The 15,418-nt window shown below is 72.8% G+C and carries 14 protein-coding genes; 6 read left to right on the top strand and 8 right to left on the bottom strand.

The genetic code is table 11. From position 1 onward, the window contains the following. Positions 1-31: 31 nt before the first annotated feature. Positions 32-1,213 carry an acetoin utilization protein AcuC gene (locus tag HGA03_RS03080; RefSeq protein ID WP_168628706.1) on the bottom strand — a complete coding sequence of 394 codons (1,182 nt, stop codon included), beginning with the start codon at positions 1,211-1,213 and terminating at the stop codon, positions 32-34. Positions 1,214-1,326: 113 nt separating this feature from the next. Between HGA03_RS03080 and HGA03_RS03085 the strand changes: the two genes are divergently transcribed. From HGA03_RS03085 to HGA03_RS03095, 3 genes are all read left to right on the top strand, one after another. Beyond that, complete coding sequence (locus HGA03_RS03085) at positions 1,327-2,706, top strand: TrkH family potassium uptake protein (RefSeq protein WP_168628707.1); 1,380 nt, start codon at positions 1,327-1,329, stop codon at positions 2,704-2,706. 412 nt (positions 2,707-3,118) lie between these two features. Next, positions 3,119-3,754: a potassium channel family protein gene (locus HGA03_RS03090; protein ID WP_239073581.1), complete on the top strand. Its 636-nt coding sequence runs from the start codon at positions 3,119-3,121 to the stop codon at positions 3,752-3,754. After that, a complete protein-coding gene (locus tag HGA03_RS03095) occupies positions 3,751-4,902 on the top strand; it encodes an ROK family transcriptional regulator (protein WP_168628708.1) in 1,152 nt (383 codons plus the stop codon). Before HGA03_RS03090 ends, HGA03_RS03095 begins: the two co-directional genes overlap by 4 nt. A gap of 462 nt (positions 4,903-5,364) precedes the next feature. On the opposite strand, the gene mmsB is transcribed toward HGA03_RS03095, so the two are convergent. The 3 genes from mmsB to chvE all read right to left on the bottom strand — a co-directional run bounded on the left by mmsB (position 5,365) and on the right by chvE (position 9,323). Next, positions 5,365-6,546 carry a multiple monosaccharide ABC transporter permease gene (mmsB, locus tag HGA03_RS03100; protein ID WP_168628709.1) on the bottom strand — a complete coding sequence of 394 codons (1,182 nt, stop codon included), beginning with the start codon at positions 6,544-6,546 and terminating at the stop codon, positions 5,365-5,367. After that, positions 6,543-8,093: a multiple monosaccharide ABC transporter ATP-binding protein gene (gene mmsA / locus HGA03_RS03105; RefSeq protein ID WP_168628710.1), complete on the bottom strand. Its 1,551-nt coding sequence runs from the start codon at positions 8,091-8,093 to the stop codon at positions 6,543-6,545. Before mmsA ends, mmsB begins: the two co-directional genes overlap by 4 nt. An 87-nt stretch (positions 8,094-8,180) precedes the next feature. Further along, positions 8,181-9,323, bottom strand: a complete 1,143-nt coding sequence (chvE, locus tag HGA03_RS03110) for a multiple monosaccharide ABC transporter substrate-binding protein (RefSeq protein WP_168628711.1) — start codon at positions 9,321-9,323, stop codon at positions 8,181-8,183. Positions 9,324-9,744: 421 nt separating this feature from the next. Between chvE and moeB the strand changes: the two genes are divergently transcribed. Then, entirely contained in the window at positions 9,745-10,929 is a 1,185-nt protein-coding gene (gene moeB, locus HGA03_RS03115) for a molybdopterin-synthase adenylyltransferase MoeB (protein WP_168628712.1), read from the top strand. A gap of 136 nt (positions 10,930-11,065) precedes the next feature. Here the strand turns inward: moeB and HGA03_RS03120 are convergent, their stop codons facing one another. Genes HGA03_RS03120 through HGA03_RS03130 form a run of 3 tightly spaced genes read right to left on the bottom strand, consistent with a single transcriptional unit; the run spans position 11,066 to position 13,261 of the window. Further along, a complete protein-coding gene (locus HGA03_RS03120) occupies positions 11,066-11,572 on the bottom strand; it encodes a MogA/MoaB family molybdenum cofactor biosynthesis protein (RefSeq protein WP_203767415.1) in 507 nt (168 codons plus the stop codon). Further along, complete coding sequence (moaC, locus tag HGA03_RS03125) at positions 11,565-12,038, bottom strand: cyclic pyranopterin monophosphate synthase MoaC (protein WP_168628713.1); 474 nt, start codon at positions 12,036-12,038, stop codon at positions 11,565-11,567. Before moaC ends, HGA03_RS03120 begins: the two co-directional genes overlap by 8 nt. Continuing rightward, positions 12,035-13,261 (bottom strand): molybdopterin molybdotransferase MoeA, encoded by a 1,227-nt coding sequence (locus HGA03_RS03130; protein ID WP_168628714.1) that lies wholly within the window; start codon positions 13,259-13,261, stop codon positions 12,035-12,037. Before HGA03_RS03130 ends, moaC begins: the two co-directional genes overlap by 4 nt. Before the next feature lie 86 nt (positions 13,262-13,347). On the opposite strand from HGA03_RS03130, the gene moaA reads away from it, so the two are divergent. After that, on the top strand, positions 13,348-14,385 hold the full coding sequence (gene moaA, locus HGA03_RS03135; RefSeq protein ID WP_168628715.1) for a GTP 3',8-cyclase MoaA: 1,038 nt from the start codon (positions 13,348-13,350) through the stop codon (positions 14,383-14,385). 1 nt (position 14,386) lies between these two features. Beyond that, a complete protein-coding gene (locus HGA03_RS03140; RefSeq protein WP_239073580.1) occupies positions 14,387-14,641 on the top strand; it encodes a MoaD/ThiS family protein in 255 nt (84 codons plus the stop codon). A gap of 111 nt (positions 14,642-14,752) precedes the next feature. Here HGA03_RS03140 and HGA03_RS03145 read toward each other — a convergent pair whose 3' ends face one another. Continuing rightward, positions 14,753-15,280 (bottom strand): molybdenum cofactor biosynthesis protein MoaE, encoded by a 528-nt coding sequence (locus tag HGA03_RS03145; protein ID WP_203767418.1) that lies wholly within the window; start codon positions 15,278-15,280, stop codon positions 14,753-14,755. Between the last annotated feature and the right edge of the window lie 138 nt (positions 15,281-15,418).

The raw sequence follows: 15,418 nt of genomic DNA on the forward strand, positions 1-15,418 counted from the left end.
AGACGTGTCGTGGCGGTTCGGGTGTTTCGGGCTACTCGACCGCGGGGTCCAGTCCCAGGGCCGGAAACACCGCCCGCCGGGTCGCCGTGACCGCCCGGTCGACGGCCTCGTCCGGGTCGAATCCGGCCGACCACGGCCGCCACCGCAGCGCCGCCCCGTCGGTCATCGACCCCGGCGCCTCCCGGCCGTACAACGCGACCACCTGGTCCAGCCAGCTCCGCGGCACCCGGGTCGCCGGGTCCACCGGGCGATGGGTCGCCTCGGCCAGCAGATGGGTCCAGGCCCGCGGCACCACGTCGACCACCGCGTACCCGCCACCACCCAGCGCCAGCCAGCGGCCGTCGCAGACCTCGTGCGCCAGCTGGTGCAACCAGGCCGACGCCAGCCGCCCGGCATCCAGGCTGAGATCCAGATTCGCGATCGGGTCCTCGACATGAGCGTCGCAGCCGTGCTGGCTGACCAGGAACTGCGGCCGGAACTCCCGCAGCACCTCCGGCACCACGGCATCGACCGCCCGCAACCAGCCCGCATCGCCGGTGTGCGACGGCAGCGCCACGTTCACCGCCGTGCCGTGCGCCCCGGCACCCCCGATGTCCACCGGGTCGCCGGTGCCCGGGAACAGCGTGCGCCCGCTCTCGTGCACCGAGACGGTCAGCACCCGCGGGTCGTCCCAGAACGCCGCCTGCACCCCATCGCCGTGATGGGCGTCGATGTCGACGTAGGCCACCCGCTGCGCCCCCTCGGCCAGCAGCGCCCGGATCGCCACCGCGGCGTCGTTGTAGACGCAGAAGCCGGAGGCCGCTCCGGGCATGGCGTGGTGCATCCCGCCGGTCAGGTTCACCGCGTGCGCCACCTCGCCCCGCCAGACCGCGAGCGCCGCGTCCCGGCTCCCGGTCACCACCCGGGCGGCGGCCTCGTGCATGCCGGGGAACACCGGATCGTCCTCGGTGCCCAGCCCGCGCGCCGGGTCGCCGATCCCCTCGCTGGACGCGCGGCGCACGGCGGCCACGTACTCCGGCTCGTGTGCGAGCTCCAGCACCCGGTCGGCGGCGGGCTCGGCCCCGACCACCTCGACATCGGGGTGCTGGAGCAGGCCGAGGGCCCGGGCCAGCCGGATCGTCAGGTCCAGCCGCAGGGGAGCCATGGGGTGCCCGGGGCCGAAGTCGTAATCCAGCAGCTCGGGGGTCCACACCACGCGCACCCGCTGCGACATGCCCCACACCGTAGCCGGGCGCGCGCAGCGCCTCGCGCGCGCCCACGTGGGAGAGTGGGCTCCGGTCGGTGGCCGGCACCGGCACCGCAGGACGAGCAGGGGACGGAGGGTCGATGGCACGGGGTCTGCCCGGTGTGCTCTGGTCGGGCCGCGAACTCGTCGACCGGCTGGCACGACAGTCTCCGGCCAGGCTCGCGCTCGGTGTGTTCGCCGGGGTGATCGCCCTGGTCACGGTGTTGCTGTCCATGCCGTGGGCCACCGCCTCCGGCCAGCGGGCACCCTTCGTCGACGCGCTGTTCACCGCCACCTCCGCGGTCTGCGTCACCGGCCTGGTCACCGTCGACACCGGCACGTACTGGTCCACCGCCGGGCAGGTGGTGATCCTGGTCGGGATCAAGATCGGTGGCCTCGGCGTGATGACGCTGGCCTCGATCCTCGGCCTGGCGGTGTCCCGGCGGATCGGGCTGACCCAGCGGCTGCTGGTGACCTCGGAGACCAAGACCACCCGGCTGGGCGAGGTCGGCTCCCTGCTGCGCACCGTCATCGTCACCTCCACCGCCCTGGAGGTGATGATCGCCCTGGTACTGGTCCCCCGGCTGCGGATCGTCGGCGACTCCTGGGGCGAGGCGGCGTGGCACGGCCTCTTCTACGCCGTGTCGGCCTTCAACAACGCGGGCTTCGTCCCCACCGCCGACGGCCTGACCGACTTCGCCGGCGACTGGTGGATGCTGATGCCGATCATCATCGGCGTGTTCATCGGCTCGCTCGGCTTCCCGGTGATCCTCAACGTCGCCCGCAAGCTGCGCCGGCCGCGTCGGTGGAGCCTGCACGCCAAGCTCACCATCGTGACCAGTGCCGCGCTCGTGGTCTTCGGCACCGTGATGGTCGCCGCCTTCGAGTGGACCAACCCGGCGACCCTGGGCGGACGGGACTGGAACGAAACCCTGCTCGCGTCGCTGTTCGCCGGGGTGATGCCGCGCTCGGGCGGGTTCTCCACCGTCGACATCGCGCACATGCACGAGGGCACCTGGCTGCTGAACGACGCGCTGATGTTCGTCGGCGGCGGGTCGGCGTCCACCGCGGGCGGGATCAAGGTCACCACCCTGGCGGTGATGCTGCTGGCGATCCGGGCCGAGGCGCGCGGCGACAAGGACGTGGAGGCCTACGGCCGGCGGATCCCGCGCGAGGCGTTGCAGGTGGCGATCGCGGTCTCCCTGGTGTCCGCGACCATCGTGCTGACCGCCTCGCTGCTGCTGCTGGCGATCGTGCCGGAGGAGACACTGGACGTGGTGTTGTTCGAGGTGATCTCGGCGTTCGCCACCTGTGGACTGTCGACGGGGTTGACCCCGACACTGCCGGACGCGGGCAAGTACGTGCTCACCGTCCTGATGTTCATCGGCCGGACCGGCACGATGACGCTCGCCGCCGCCCTGGCGCTGCGCAGCCGTCGTCGGGTCATCCGGCTGCCGGAGGAGAGGCCGATCATTGGATGACAGCACCCGGGGCCGCCGCGACGACCGCGACGGCTACCCGTACAGCGCCGAGGAGGCCCGGGCGGCGTCCGGCGAGCGCGGCCCGGCGGACGCGCGTTCCGCCGGCGAGGCGCGCTCGGCCCGCGAGCCCCGGGACGCCCGGCCCCGGTCCGAGGCACACGACGGATACCCGTACAGCGCGGACGAGGTGGCGGCCGGTGGGCGCGGTATGCCGGACCCCCGCGGGACCGGTGCCACGCCCGACCCCCGCGACGCCCGGGACTCGCAGGAGCCGCACCGGGGACGCGAGCCGCGGGACGCCCGGGGCCGCGACGGTGGGCTGGGCGGCCACGGCCCGGCCGAGGAGTCCGCGCAGCACGCCCGCCCGTGGACGCGCAAGGACAAGCGCAAGGAGACCCGCCGCGACGCCGGTGTGCTGGTGATCGGCCTGGGCCGGTTCGGCAGCGCGATCGCCGCCACCCTGGACCGGCTGGGCCAGGACGTGCTCGCGGTCGAGCGCGACCCCGAGTTGGTCGCCCAGTGGTCCGGCCGCATCCCGCTGGTGGAGGCAGACGCGACCAATCCGGAGGCGCTGGACCAGCTCGGCGCGAGGGACTTCGCGGTCGCCGTGGTCGGGGTCGGGTCCTACCTGGAGGCGTCGGTGCTGATCACCGGCAACCTGGTGGACATCGGCACCCCGCAGATCTGGTCCAAGGCGATCAGCGCCGAGCACGCCCGCATCCTGCAGCGGATCGGCGCCCACCACGTCGTGCTGCCCGAGGCGGATGCCGGCTCCCGGGTCGCGCACCTGGTGTCCGGGAAGATGCTCGACTACATCGAGGTCGAGGACGGCTTCACCGTGGTCAAGATGCGCCCGCCGCGCGAGACCCAGGGCTTCACCATCGCGCAGTCCCGGATCCGGGAGCGGTACGGCGTCACGATCATCGGGGTGAAGAGCCCGGGGATCGACTTCGTCTACGCCACCCCGGAAACCCGGATCTCGGCCAACGACCTGCTGGTGGTCTCCGGGCACGCCGACCTGCTGGAGAGGTTCGCGGCCCGGCCGTGAGCGCCGGACACGCCCCCCGCAGCCGGGTGTCCGTCCTGACCGCGCTGCGGCACGCCGGGGAGCTCACCCAGGTCGAGATCGGTGCTGCCACCGGACTGACCGCCGGCACCGTGTCCACCGTGGTCGCCGGGCTGCTCGACGACGGGCTGGTCCGGGTCCGGGACGTGATCCGCACCGGTCGCCGGGCCCGCGCGGTCTCGCTGGCCGGACCCGGCGGGCCGCTGATCGGCGTGCACTGCTACCTGGACGAGGCCCGGGTGTTGCTCGATCCCGGCGACGGCCGCCCGGCGGTGGAGGCCCTGGCCCCGCTGCCCGACGGTCACCGCGCCGACCTGGCCGTCGACGCCGCCCGCGCACTGTCCGGCGACCTGCTGGCCCGCGAGGGCATCGACCCGGCCGCGGTGCTCGCGGTCGCCGTGGGGGTGCCCGCCCCGGTCGAGGTCCGGACCGGGCGGGTGGCCGGCGCCGGGGTGCGGGACGGCTGGGTGCCGGTGGTCGCGCAGCCCGCGCTGCTGGCCCCCGCACCCGGTGTGCCGGTGATCTTCGACAACGAGGGCAACCTGTCCGCGCTGGCCGAGGCCCGGCTGGGCGCCGGACGGGGCCGGGACACCGTGGTCCAGGTGTCGGTCTCCCAGGGGGTCTCCGGCGGCATCGTGCACGGCGGCGAGTTGGTGCACGGCCGCACCGGCACCGCCGGGGAACTCGGCCACCTCACCATCGACCCGCTCGGCCCGATCTGCTCCTGCGGCAACCGGGGCTGCCTGCAGGTCTACGCCGGGTCGCAGGCGATCACCGGGCTGCTCGCGGCCAGCCACGGCCCGCTGACCATCGCCGAGGTGCTCGACCTGGCCACCGACGGCGATCCCGGGTGCCGCCGAGTGCTGTCCGACGTCGGCCGGCACCTCGGCACCGCGATGGCCTCGGTCTGCGCGGTGCTCGACCCGGACGTGCTGGTGGTCGGTGGCGCGCTCTCCCGGGCCGGCGACCTGCTGCTCGACCCACTGCGCGAGGTGCTGGCCGAGCGGACGGCGGTGACTTCCGGGGCGGTGGTCGATGTGGTCGCTGGGCAGCTCGGCCCCGCCGCACCCGCGCACGGCGCGCTGCTCCTCGCCCGCGACCACGCCCTGGCCGCGCTGCTGCGGGCCTGAGCCCGCACGCTCGCCCGCGCTGCTCCGCGCGTGAGCCGACGCCTCCGCCGCCCTGCTCCGCGCCCGAGCCGACGCCCCCGCCGCCCTGCTCCGCGCCCGAGCCGACGCCCCCGCCGCCCTGCACCGCGCCTGAGCCGGTTCTGGTCCGGTCCTGACCCGGTCCGCACTCCGGGCCCGGGCGGCACCGGTCGTCGAGAGTGCACGAATGCACGCTTCCGGCGCCGTGAGACCTGCATTCGTGCACTCTCGGCGCCAGGACGGGGCCGGGCGAGGGCAAGGCGGGCGGGCGAAGCGAGGGCGGACGGCAGGCGGGCGAGGCGAGGGCGGGCGGGCCGCCGGGGCAGGCGAAGCGAAGCCGGAACGCGGCCGGGCCGGGACCCCCTGTGCGGTGGGGTCCCGGCCCGATCGGGTGGGGCGGGTGGCCGTCCGGGTTTCCCCGCCGGACGGCCGCCCGGGTCCGGATCAGCGCGCGGTGCCCGCCCGGCGCTTGTTGTAGATGTCGAAGGCCACGGCCAGCAGCAGCACCAGGCCCTTGACGATCTGCTGGGTCGACTGCGGGACACCCATCAGCTGCATGCCGTTGGACATCACGGCCATGATCAGGCCACCGACCATCGCGCCGGTGACCCGGCCGACACCACCGGTGGTCGACGCGCCACCGATGAAGCAGGCGGCGATCGCGTCCAGCTCGAACATGTTGCCCGCCGCCGGCTGGGCGCCGTTGGCCCGCGAGGAGTAGATGACCCCCGCGACCGCGGACAGGAAGCCCATGTTGACGAAGATCCAGAAGTTGACCTGCTTGACCTTCACGCCGGACAGCTGCGCAGCGTTGAGGTTGCCACCGATCGCGTACACGTGCCGGCCGAACACCGTGCGGTTGGTGACCAGGTTGTAGGCCAGGATCAGCACCGCGAGGATGATCAGCACGATCGGCAGGCCACGGGAGTGCGCGAGCTGCCAGGCGAACAGCATGACCACCACGGCGACCGCGACGATCTTGAGCACGAACAACGGCATCGCCTCGACCGACTGCTGGTAGCGCACCCGGCCCATCCGCGACCGGTAGGACGCCACCGCGTACCCGACCACCGCGACCGCGGCGATCACCAGGGTGAAGACGTCGTACCCGTCACCGCCGAACAGTCCGTTCAGGAAGCCACCGGCCACCTTCTGGTACGAGCTCGGGAACGGCGACAGCGAGATGTTCTGCAGCACCTGCAGGGTCAGGCCGCGGAACAGCAGCATGCCGGCCAGGGTCACGATGAACGCCGGGATCCCGACGTAGGCCACCCAGAAGCCCTGCCAGGCGCCGACCACCAGGCCGACCGCGAGCGCGGCCAGGATGCCGACCCACCACGGTGCGCCGTTCTTGATCACCAGCACCGCGGAGACCGCGCCGGTGAGGGCGACCACCGATCCGACCGACAGGTCGATGTGACCGCCGATGATGACGATCACCATGCCGATCGCCAGGATCAGGATGTAGGAGTACTGCAGGACGATGTTGGTGATGTTGCCCGGCTGCAGCAGCGTGCCGCCGGTCAGGATCGCGAACAGGACGATGATCGCCACGAACGCGATGTAGATGCCGGACTGGCGCAGGTTCTTGGTGAAGATGTCCCGCAGCCCGGTCACCGCCGTCACTGGACAGCCCCCGTCGTCTGGTCCCGTTCCTGCGTCATGAGCTCCATCAGCCCTTCCTGTGTCGCGTCGCGCCGGTCCGTCACGCCGGTGATCCGGCCGAATGCGAGGGTGTAGATGCGGTCACAGATGCCGAGCAGCTCGGGCAGCTCCGAGGAGATGACCACGACCGCCTTCCCGGCATCCGCGAGCTTGTTGATGATCGTGTAGATCTCGTACTTGGCCCCGACGTCGATGCCGCGGGTGGGCTCGTCCAGGATCAGCACCTCGGGATCGGTGTAGATCCACTTGGACAGCACGACCTTCTGCTGGTTACCGCCGGAGAGCTTCCCGGTCAGGGCCATCACGGTCGGCGCCTTGATGTTCATCGACCGCCGGTAGTCCTCGGCGACCTTGATCTCCTCGTTGCCGTTCACCCAGCCACCAGTGGACAGCTTGTTCAGCGCCGCCGCGGAGATGTTCCGCCGGATGTCCTCGATCAGGTTCAGGCCGTAGGTCTTGCGGTCCTCGGTGGCGTAGGCCAGCCCGTGCCCGATCGCCTCGGTCACGGTGCGGGTCTTGATCTCCCGGCCGTGCAGGAAGACCTTCCCGGAGATGTTCCGGCCGTAGGACCGCCCGAAGACGCTCATTGCGAGTTCGGTGCGGCCCGCGCCCATCAGGCCGGCGATGCCGACGATCTCCCCGGCCCGCACGGCGAAGTTGGCGCCGTCGACCACGACCCGGCCCGGCTGGGTGGGGTGCTCGACGTGCCAGTCCTCGACCCGGAACACCTCCTCGCCGATGGTCGGGGTGTGGTCCGGGAACCGGCTGTCCAGGTCGCGGCCGACCATCCCGCGGATGATCCGCTCCTGGGTGACCTGGTCGGCCTCCATGTCCAGGGTCTCGATCGTGCGGCCGTCACGGATGATCGTGGTGGAGTCCGCGATCTCGGCGATCTCGTTCAGCTTGTGCGAGATCATGATCGAGGTGATGCCCTGGCCGCGCAGGTGTCGCAGCAGGTCGAGCAGGTGGTCGGAGTCCGAGTCGTTCAGCGCGGACGTCGGCTCGTCCAGGATCAGCAGCTTGACCTTCTTGGACAGTGCCTTGGCGATCTCCACCAGCTGCTGCTTGCCGACGCCGAGCTGGCCGATTGGGGTGGTGGGGTTCTCGTCCAGGCCGACCCGGGCGAGCAGCTGGGCGGCCTCGGAGTTGGCCTTGTTCCAGTCGATGATCCCGCCGGACTGGCGCTCGTTGCCGAGGAAGATGTTCTCGGCCACCGACAGGTAGGGCACCAGGGCGAGCTCCTGGTGGATGATCACGATGCCCTTGTCCTCAGAGTCGTTGATCGAGCCGAACTCGACCTTCTCTCCGTCGAACAGGATCTCGCCGTCGTAGGTGCCGTGCGGGTACACCCCGGAGAGCACCTTCATCAGCGTCGACTTCCCGGCACCGTTCTCGCCGCAGATGGCGTGGATCTCGCCGCGGCGGACGCTCAGGTTCACGTCCTGGAGCGCCTTGACGCCCGGGAAGGTCTTGGTGATGGACTGCATCTGAAGGATGTGGTCGCTCATGCAGCCGTCCTCGTTCCTCATGCGATGGGGGCCCGCTGCCGGGGCCACGATGGGGTGGCCCCGGCAGCGGAGGGTGAAGAAGGGCGATCAGGCCTGGCCGCTGGCGACCTGGTCCTCGGTCCAGTACCCCGAGTCGATGAGCAGCGACTGGATGTTGTCCTGGTAGACGATGTCCGACTCGAGCAGGTACGACGGGACGACCTTCACGCCGTTGTCGTAGGTCTCGGTGTCGTTCGCCTCGGGCTCGTTGCCCTCCAGGAACGCCTTCGCGGAGGTGACCGCCTGCTCGGCGAGCTTGCGGGTGTCCTTGAAGATGGTGGAGAACTGCACGCCGTCGTTGATCAGCTTGACCGAGGCGATCTCGGCGTCCTGACCGGTCACGATCGGCAGGCCGGCCTCGATGGAGTCGCCGTAGCCGGCGTTCTGCAGCGCGGTGATGATGCCGCGGGAGATGCCGTCGTAGGGCGAGAGCACGCCGTCGACCTTGCTGCCGTCCGAGTAGGTGGAGGTCAGCAGGTCCTCCATCCGCTTCTGGGCGGTCTCCTGCAGCCAGCGCAGGGTGGCGACCTGCTCGATGTCGGTCTGGCCGGACTTGATCACGATCGTGCCGTCGTCGATGAACGGCTTGAGGGTGTCCATCGCGCCGTCGAAGAAGAAGTGCGCGTTGTTGTCGTCCAGCGACCCGGCGAACAGCTCGACGTTGAACGGGCCGGTGGCGTCACCCTCGGAGCCGTCCTGGTTGAGCAGGCCGAGGCCCACCAGCAGCGAGGTCGCCTGCTGCACACCCACGTTGTAGTTGTCGAAGGTGACGTAGAAGTCGACGTTCTCGGTGCCGTTGATCAGCCGGTCGTAGGCGATGACCGGGATGCCGGCGTCCGCGGCGGCCTGCAGCTGGTTGGCGAGCGCGGTGCCGTCGATCGAGGCGACGATCAGCAGGTCGACGCCCTTGGTGATCATCTGGTCGATCTGCTGGGACTGGGTCGGGATGTCGTCGGCCGCGTACTGCAGGTCGACCGAGTACCCGGCCTCCTCGAGCTGGCTCTTCACCGCGTTGCCGTCGGCGATCCAGCGCTCGGAGGTCTCGGTCGGCATCGCGACGCCGATCGTCTGGTCGCTGGGGTCGGCGCTCTCGCCGTCGCCGGAACCGCCACTGCCGGCGCCACCGCCGGAGCACGCCGCCAGGCCGAGGGCGAGAACGCCCGCGACGGCCGCGAACCTGATGCTCTTCATGTCCTTCTCCTCCTTGAGAGGGGTGCTGACCTCGTCGTCACCGGTGACCGCACGGTCACCGCGTCCTGCTCGCTTCTCCCCCTGAGCCGGGACCGACCCCGTCCTCGGGGCGATCTCCGGTGCACCTCCAGGCGTCGGTGCCGGGCACGCCCACACTCTTGAGGCTTGACTTCAGGAAGTCAAGCCAAAGCGGAGCGGCCGGAGATTGCAAGTGGGTAACGACGCTCACATGCCCGGAATCACGGGCCACAGTGCAGGTCAGGGGCGGGTGGTTCACCCGGGCAGGTCACCCGTTCGGACCGATTCGACTCTCGTTTTGAGTTTGGCTGGCGAAGTCAATCGCGGGACATTGTGCCCTGATGCCGGCCTCGTGGGCCCGGTTACGGTCGTGCTGCCCCCCGCCACCGACCCGGAGCACGCCATGGCCCTGCCCCCGCTCGTCGAGCCCGGTCCCCCGCTCAACCCGGAGGAGGTCACCCGGTTCTCCCGGCACGTGCTGGTGCCGACGATCGGCACCGAGGGCCAGCGGCGGCTACGGGCTGCCCGGGTGCTGGTGGTCGGTGCCGGCGGGCTCGGCTCCCCGGTGCTGCTCTACCTGGCGGCCGCCGGGGTCGGCACCTTGGGCATCGTCGACGACGACCTGGTCGACACCTCGAACCTGCAGCGTCAGATCGTGCACGGCTCGGCCGACCTCGGACGACCCAAGACCACCAGCGCCGCCGAGTCCGTGCGCGGGATCCAGCCGCTGGTCACCGTGATCGAGCACCGGGAACGCCTCACCGCGGCCAACGCCCTGGACGTGATCGCCGGCTACGACCTGGTGATCGACGGCACGGACAACTTCCCCACCCGGTACCTGGTCAACGACGCCTGCGTGCTGGCCGGCAAGCCGCTGGTCTGGGGGTCGATCCTGCGCTGGGACGGCCAGGTGTCGGTGTTCTGGGCCGATCCGCCCGCCGGGTACCAGGGCGTGCACTACCGCGACGTGTTCCCCGAGCCACCCGCACCCGGCACGGTGCCGTCCTGCGCCGAGGCCGGGGTGTTCGGCGTGGTCTGCGGGTCGATCGGATCGGCGATGGCCACCGAGGCGGTCAAACTGATCTGCGGGGTCGGTGAGCCCCTGCTCGGCCGGATGCTGGTGCTGGACGCGCTGACCGCCCGGTGGCGGGAGATCCCGTTGCGCCCGGCACCCGGTCGCCTGCCGGTCACGGCACTCACCGACGAGGCCGTGGCGTGCGCTGTCCCCGGCGAGGTGTCTAGCGCGACTTCCCCGCCCGAGGCGATCGACGCGGTGACCCTGGCCCGGCGGCTGGCGGCCCGCGAGCGCGGCGAGGACGACTTCGACCTGGTCGACGTGCGCAAGCCCGCCGAGCGCGAGCTGGTGACCATCCCCGGTGCCCGGTCGATCCCGCTGGCCGCGTTCCTGGACGGCACCGCCTTCGACCGGCTCGACCCGGAGCGGACCGTGGTGCTGCACTGCAAGCTGGGCGGCCGGTCCGCGCAGGCCCAGGCGATCGCACTGGACCGGGGCTACCGCGCCGTGCAGCTCACCGGCGGCGTCCTCGGCTGGGTGGACCAGATCGACCCGAGCCTGCCCCGGTACTGACCCGCCCCGGCGCCGCAGAGCATCGAGAGTGCACGAATGCAGCTCTCCCGGCCGTGGAGGCGTGCATTCGTGCACTCTCGGCGCGGGGACCGGGCGGGCTAGTGCGCGGGCGGACGGGCGGTGTGCGCGCGGATGGTCAGTGCGTGCGCGGGTGGTCGCCGCCGCCGAGCTGGTCGGCGGCGTGCAGCAGCGCCGGACCGATCGCCGCGACCGCCTCGCGCACCGCCCGGATCGACCCGGGCAGGTTCACCACCAGCGTCCGCCCGGCAGTGCCCGCCACGCCACGACTGAGCAGCGAGGCCGGGGCGCCCGCACGGATGCCGGCGGCCCGGATCGCCTCCGGCAGGCCCGGCACCAGGCGGTCCAGCAGTGCGAGGGTCTGCTCCGGCGTCACGTCATCGGCGGTCAGCCCGGTGCCGCCGGTGGTGACCACCAGGTCGTGGCCCTGGTCCACCGCCGACCGGATCGCCTCGCCCACCGGTTCGCCGTCGGCCACCACCCACGGCCCGGTCACCGCGAAGCCCAGCGCCCGCAGCTCCTCGGCCAGCACCGGCCCGGACCCGTCCGGGTACACCCCGGCCGCCGCCCGGGTGGAGACGGTCACCACCACCGCACTCGGCACCGGGGTGCCCGGCTCAGCCACGACGCCACGTCCCTGATCGTCCACCGGACTTCTCCTCCACTCGGATGTCGGTGATCTCCGCCCCGCGGTCGACCGCCTTGACCATGTCCACCATGGTGAGCCCGGCGGCGGCCACACAGGTCAACGCCTCCATCTCCACCCCGGTCCGGTCGGCGGTCCGGACGGTGGCGGTGATCCGCACGCCCTCGTCCACCACCTCGAGGTCCACCGTGACGCCGTGGATCGCGATCGGGTGGCACAGCGGCACCAGGTCCGGGGTCCGCTTGGCCGCCTGGATCCCGGCGATCCGGGCCACCGCGAGCGCGTCGCCCTTCGGCACCCCCTCGCCGCGCAGCAGCGCGACCACCTGCCCGCTGACCCGGACGAAGCCCGAGGCGGTGGCGGTGCGGACGGTCACCTCCTTGGCACTGACGTCGACCATGCGGGCGGCGCCGCGGTCGTCCACGTGGGTGAGTCGCTCGCTCATCGGTCACTCCCGGTCGGGGTCAGGGGCAGCAGCACGTCCACCGAGTCACCGGCGGCCAGGGTGATGCGGTCGGCGGGCACGACGACCAGCGCGTCGGCGTGCGCCAGCGATCCGAGCAGGTGCGAGCCCGGGCCGCCGAGCGGGGTGACCGGCAGGGGGTCGCCGGTGCCGGTGCGGGCGCGCAGGAACTGCTCCCGGCCGGCCGGCGACTCCAGCGGCGCGGTGAGCACGCCGGTGGTGCCCGGGCAGCCGATCACCGGCCGGCCGGCCAGCAGATCGAGCGCCGGGCGGACGAAGACCTGCAACGACACCCAGGCGGAGACCGGATTGCCGGGCAGGGTCAGCACCGGCGTGTGATGCGGTCCGACCAGGCCGAAGCCCTGCGGTTTGCCGGGCTGCATCGCCACCCGCACGAACTCGACCTGTCCGGCCAGGTCCTGCTTGACCACGTCGTAGGCACCGGCGCTCACCCCGGCGGAGGTCACCACCAGGTCCACCCCGCCGTCCAGCGCCGGGGCCAGGGCGGCCAGCAGGTCGCCGGGCCGGTCGCCGGCGATCGGTGCCCGCAGCACCTGGGCGCCGAGCCGGTCGAGTTCGGCGGCCAGCATCGGGCCGTTCGCGTCGTGGATCGTCCCCGGCGGCAGCGGCCGGCCGGCCGGGACGAGTTCGGCACCGGTGGACAGCACCAGCACCCGGGGCCGGGGATGCACCAGCACCTCCGGGCGGCCGACCGCGGCGAGCAGGCCGATCCGCGGCGGGGTGAGCAGCTGCCCGGCGTCCAGCACGGTCGCGCCCTCGGCCACGTCCTCGCCGCGACGTCGCAGGTGGGCGCCCGGCCGTGGCAGCCGGTCGATCCGCACCCGGTCCGTGCCGCGGTCGGTGTCCTCCACCGGGACGATCGCCTCGGTGCCGTCCGGGACCGGCGCCCCGGTCATGATCCGGCAGGCGGTGCCCGGGGCCAGCGGTCCGGCCGGGACGCTGCCCGCGGGGATGTCGCCGCTCACCGGCAGGGCCGCGCCCGGTGCGGTGACGTCGGCGAGCCGGATCGCGTAGCCGTCCATCGCGGCGTTGTCGAAGCCGGGCAGTGCCACCGCGGCCCGGACCGGTGTGGCCGCGACCAGCCCCCGCGCCTCGGCGATCGGCAGCGACACCGGCGCCACGGCATGCAGGTCGGCGAGCACCGCGGCCCGGTGCTCGGCCACCGTCCGATCGAAGCCCGCCACGGGTCCGAGGCTACCCAGAGGCCGTCGCGGGGCACCCCGGCCCAAGGTCACGCCACGGGCGCGCGCGCGGAGCTTAGTGTCGGGGCATGCCGGGGCGAGCAGCGGTGACCGCCGGGCGACTGGTGGACCGGTACGGTCGCGTCGCCCGGGACCTGCGCGTGTCGGTGACCGACCGCTGCAACCTGCGGTGCACCTACTGCATGCCCGCCGAAGGGCTGCCCTGGCTGCCCACCGAGGACGTCCTCACCGACGAGGAACTGATCCGGCTGATCACGATCGCGGTGCAGCGGCTCGGTGTGCAGGAGGTCCGCTTCACCGGCGGCGAGCCCCTGCTGCGCCGCGGACTGGAACGGATCGTCGCCGCCACCACCGCCCTGCGCCGGACCGACGGACAGCCCCCGGCGACCTCGCTGACCACCAACGGCCTGGGCCTGGACCGCCGGGTGGCCGGGCTGGTCCGCGCCGGACTGGGCCGGGTGAACGTCTCCCTGGACACCCTCGACCCGGAGCGCTACGCCAAACTGGCCCGCCGCGACCGGCTGCCCGGGGTGCTGGCCGGGCTGGCCGCCGCCCGGGACGCCGGGCTGACCCCGGTCAAGGTGAACTCCGTCCTGATGCGCGGGCTGAACGACGACGAGGCGGTGCCGCTGCTGCGCTGGGCGCTGGCCGAGGGCTACCGGTTGCGGTTCATCGAGCAGATGCCGCTCGGCCCGCGCGAGACCTGGGACGCCGACTCGATGATCACCGGCCAGGAGATCCTGGCCGCACTGTCCGAGGCGTTCACCCTGACCCCGGTGACCGGCCGGGGTGCCGACCCCGCGCAGCTGTGGTTGGTGGACGGCGGCGGGGCGTCGGGTCAGGACACCGTGGGTGTGATCGCCTCGGTGACCCGGCCGTTCTGCGGCGACTGCGACCGGGTGCGGCTGACTTCGGACGGGCAGCTGCGCGACTGCCTGTTCGCCCGCCGGGAGACCGACCTGCGGGGCATGCTGCGCGGCGGCGCCGACGACCAGGAGATCGCCCAGGCGTGGACCGCCGCGATGACTCGCAAGGCCGCCGGTCACGGCATCAACGACCCGGGATTCCTGCAGCCCGGACGACCCATGAGTGCGATCGGAGGCTGACGTGCCGACTGTGACGCTGCGCTACTTCGCCGGGGCGGGCGCCGCCGCCGGGGTGCCGGAGGAACGGGTCAGCGCGCCGGAGGGCAGCACCGTGGCCGACCTGATCGCCGACGCCTGCGACCGGCTCGGACCGGGTCTGGCCCGGGTGGCCCCGGCGTGCAGCGTGCTGGTCGACGGTGAGTTGGACGCCGAGCGGGGCACGGTCCCGGCGGATGGCGCGACGGTGGATCTGCTGCCGCCGTTCGCCGGCGGCTGACCGTTTCTGATCAAGGGCCGGGCCGGTTCACGCGCCGGGCCCGATCGCGGGCCGGGCCGGTCCAAGCGCGGGCTGGATGAGGGGTCGGGCCGGTTCAGGGGACGACCCGGCTCAGGGGCAGGCGACCCACTCGTCGGTGCCGTCGGCGAACACCTGGCGCTTCCACACCGGCAGCCGGGCCTTCACCTCGTCCACCAGCAGTGCCGCCGCTGCGAAGGCCTCGGCCCGGTGCGCGGCGGACACCGCCACCGCGAAGGCGTTCTCCCCCACCGCCAGGTCGCCGATCCGGTGCGCCACCGCCACCGCGTCCACCTCGGACCGGCCCGCGACATCCGCAGCGACCCGGGCGATCACCTCGGCGGCGCTCGGGTGGGCGACATACTCGATCCGCTGCACCGCGCGTCCGTGGTCGTGGTCGCGCACCAGCCCGGAGAACGTGACCACGGCGCCGGCGGCCGGGCGTTCGACCCGGCGGGCCAGGTCGGCGGTGTCCAGCGGGTCGGTGGTGACCACCGCCCACACCACCTCCCGGGGCGCCGGGCCGGGGCGGCTGCGGTCGGGCGGCGGAGCGAGCTCGCCGTCCAGGGCCGGGTGCCGGCCGCCGGTCTCGGGCCGTCCGGCGGTCGCGTCGGGGGACATGGCACGAGGGTAGGTGCCGATCCGGGCCGCTGGGCCACCCGCGATCCGCCCGGCCGCAGTCATCGTCAGCCGCGCCTGCGTCGCAGAGTCGCCCACGCCGCCGCACTCGCGGTCTGCTCAGGACCAAGTACCCGCACG

The sequence above is a fragment of the Cellulomonas denverensis genome, from assembly GCF_012396125.1.
GTDB lineage: Bacteria > Actinomycetota > Actinomycetes > Actinomycetales > Cellulomonadaceae > Cellulomonas > Cellulomonas denverensis.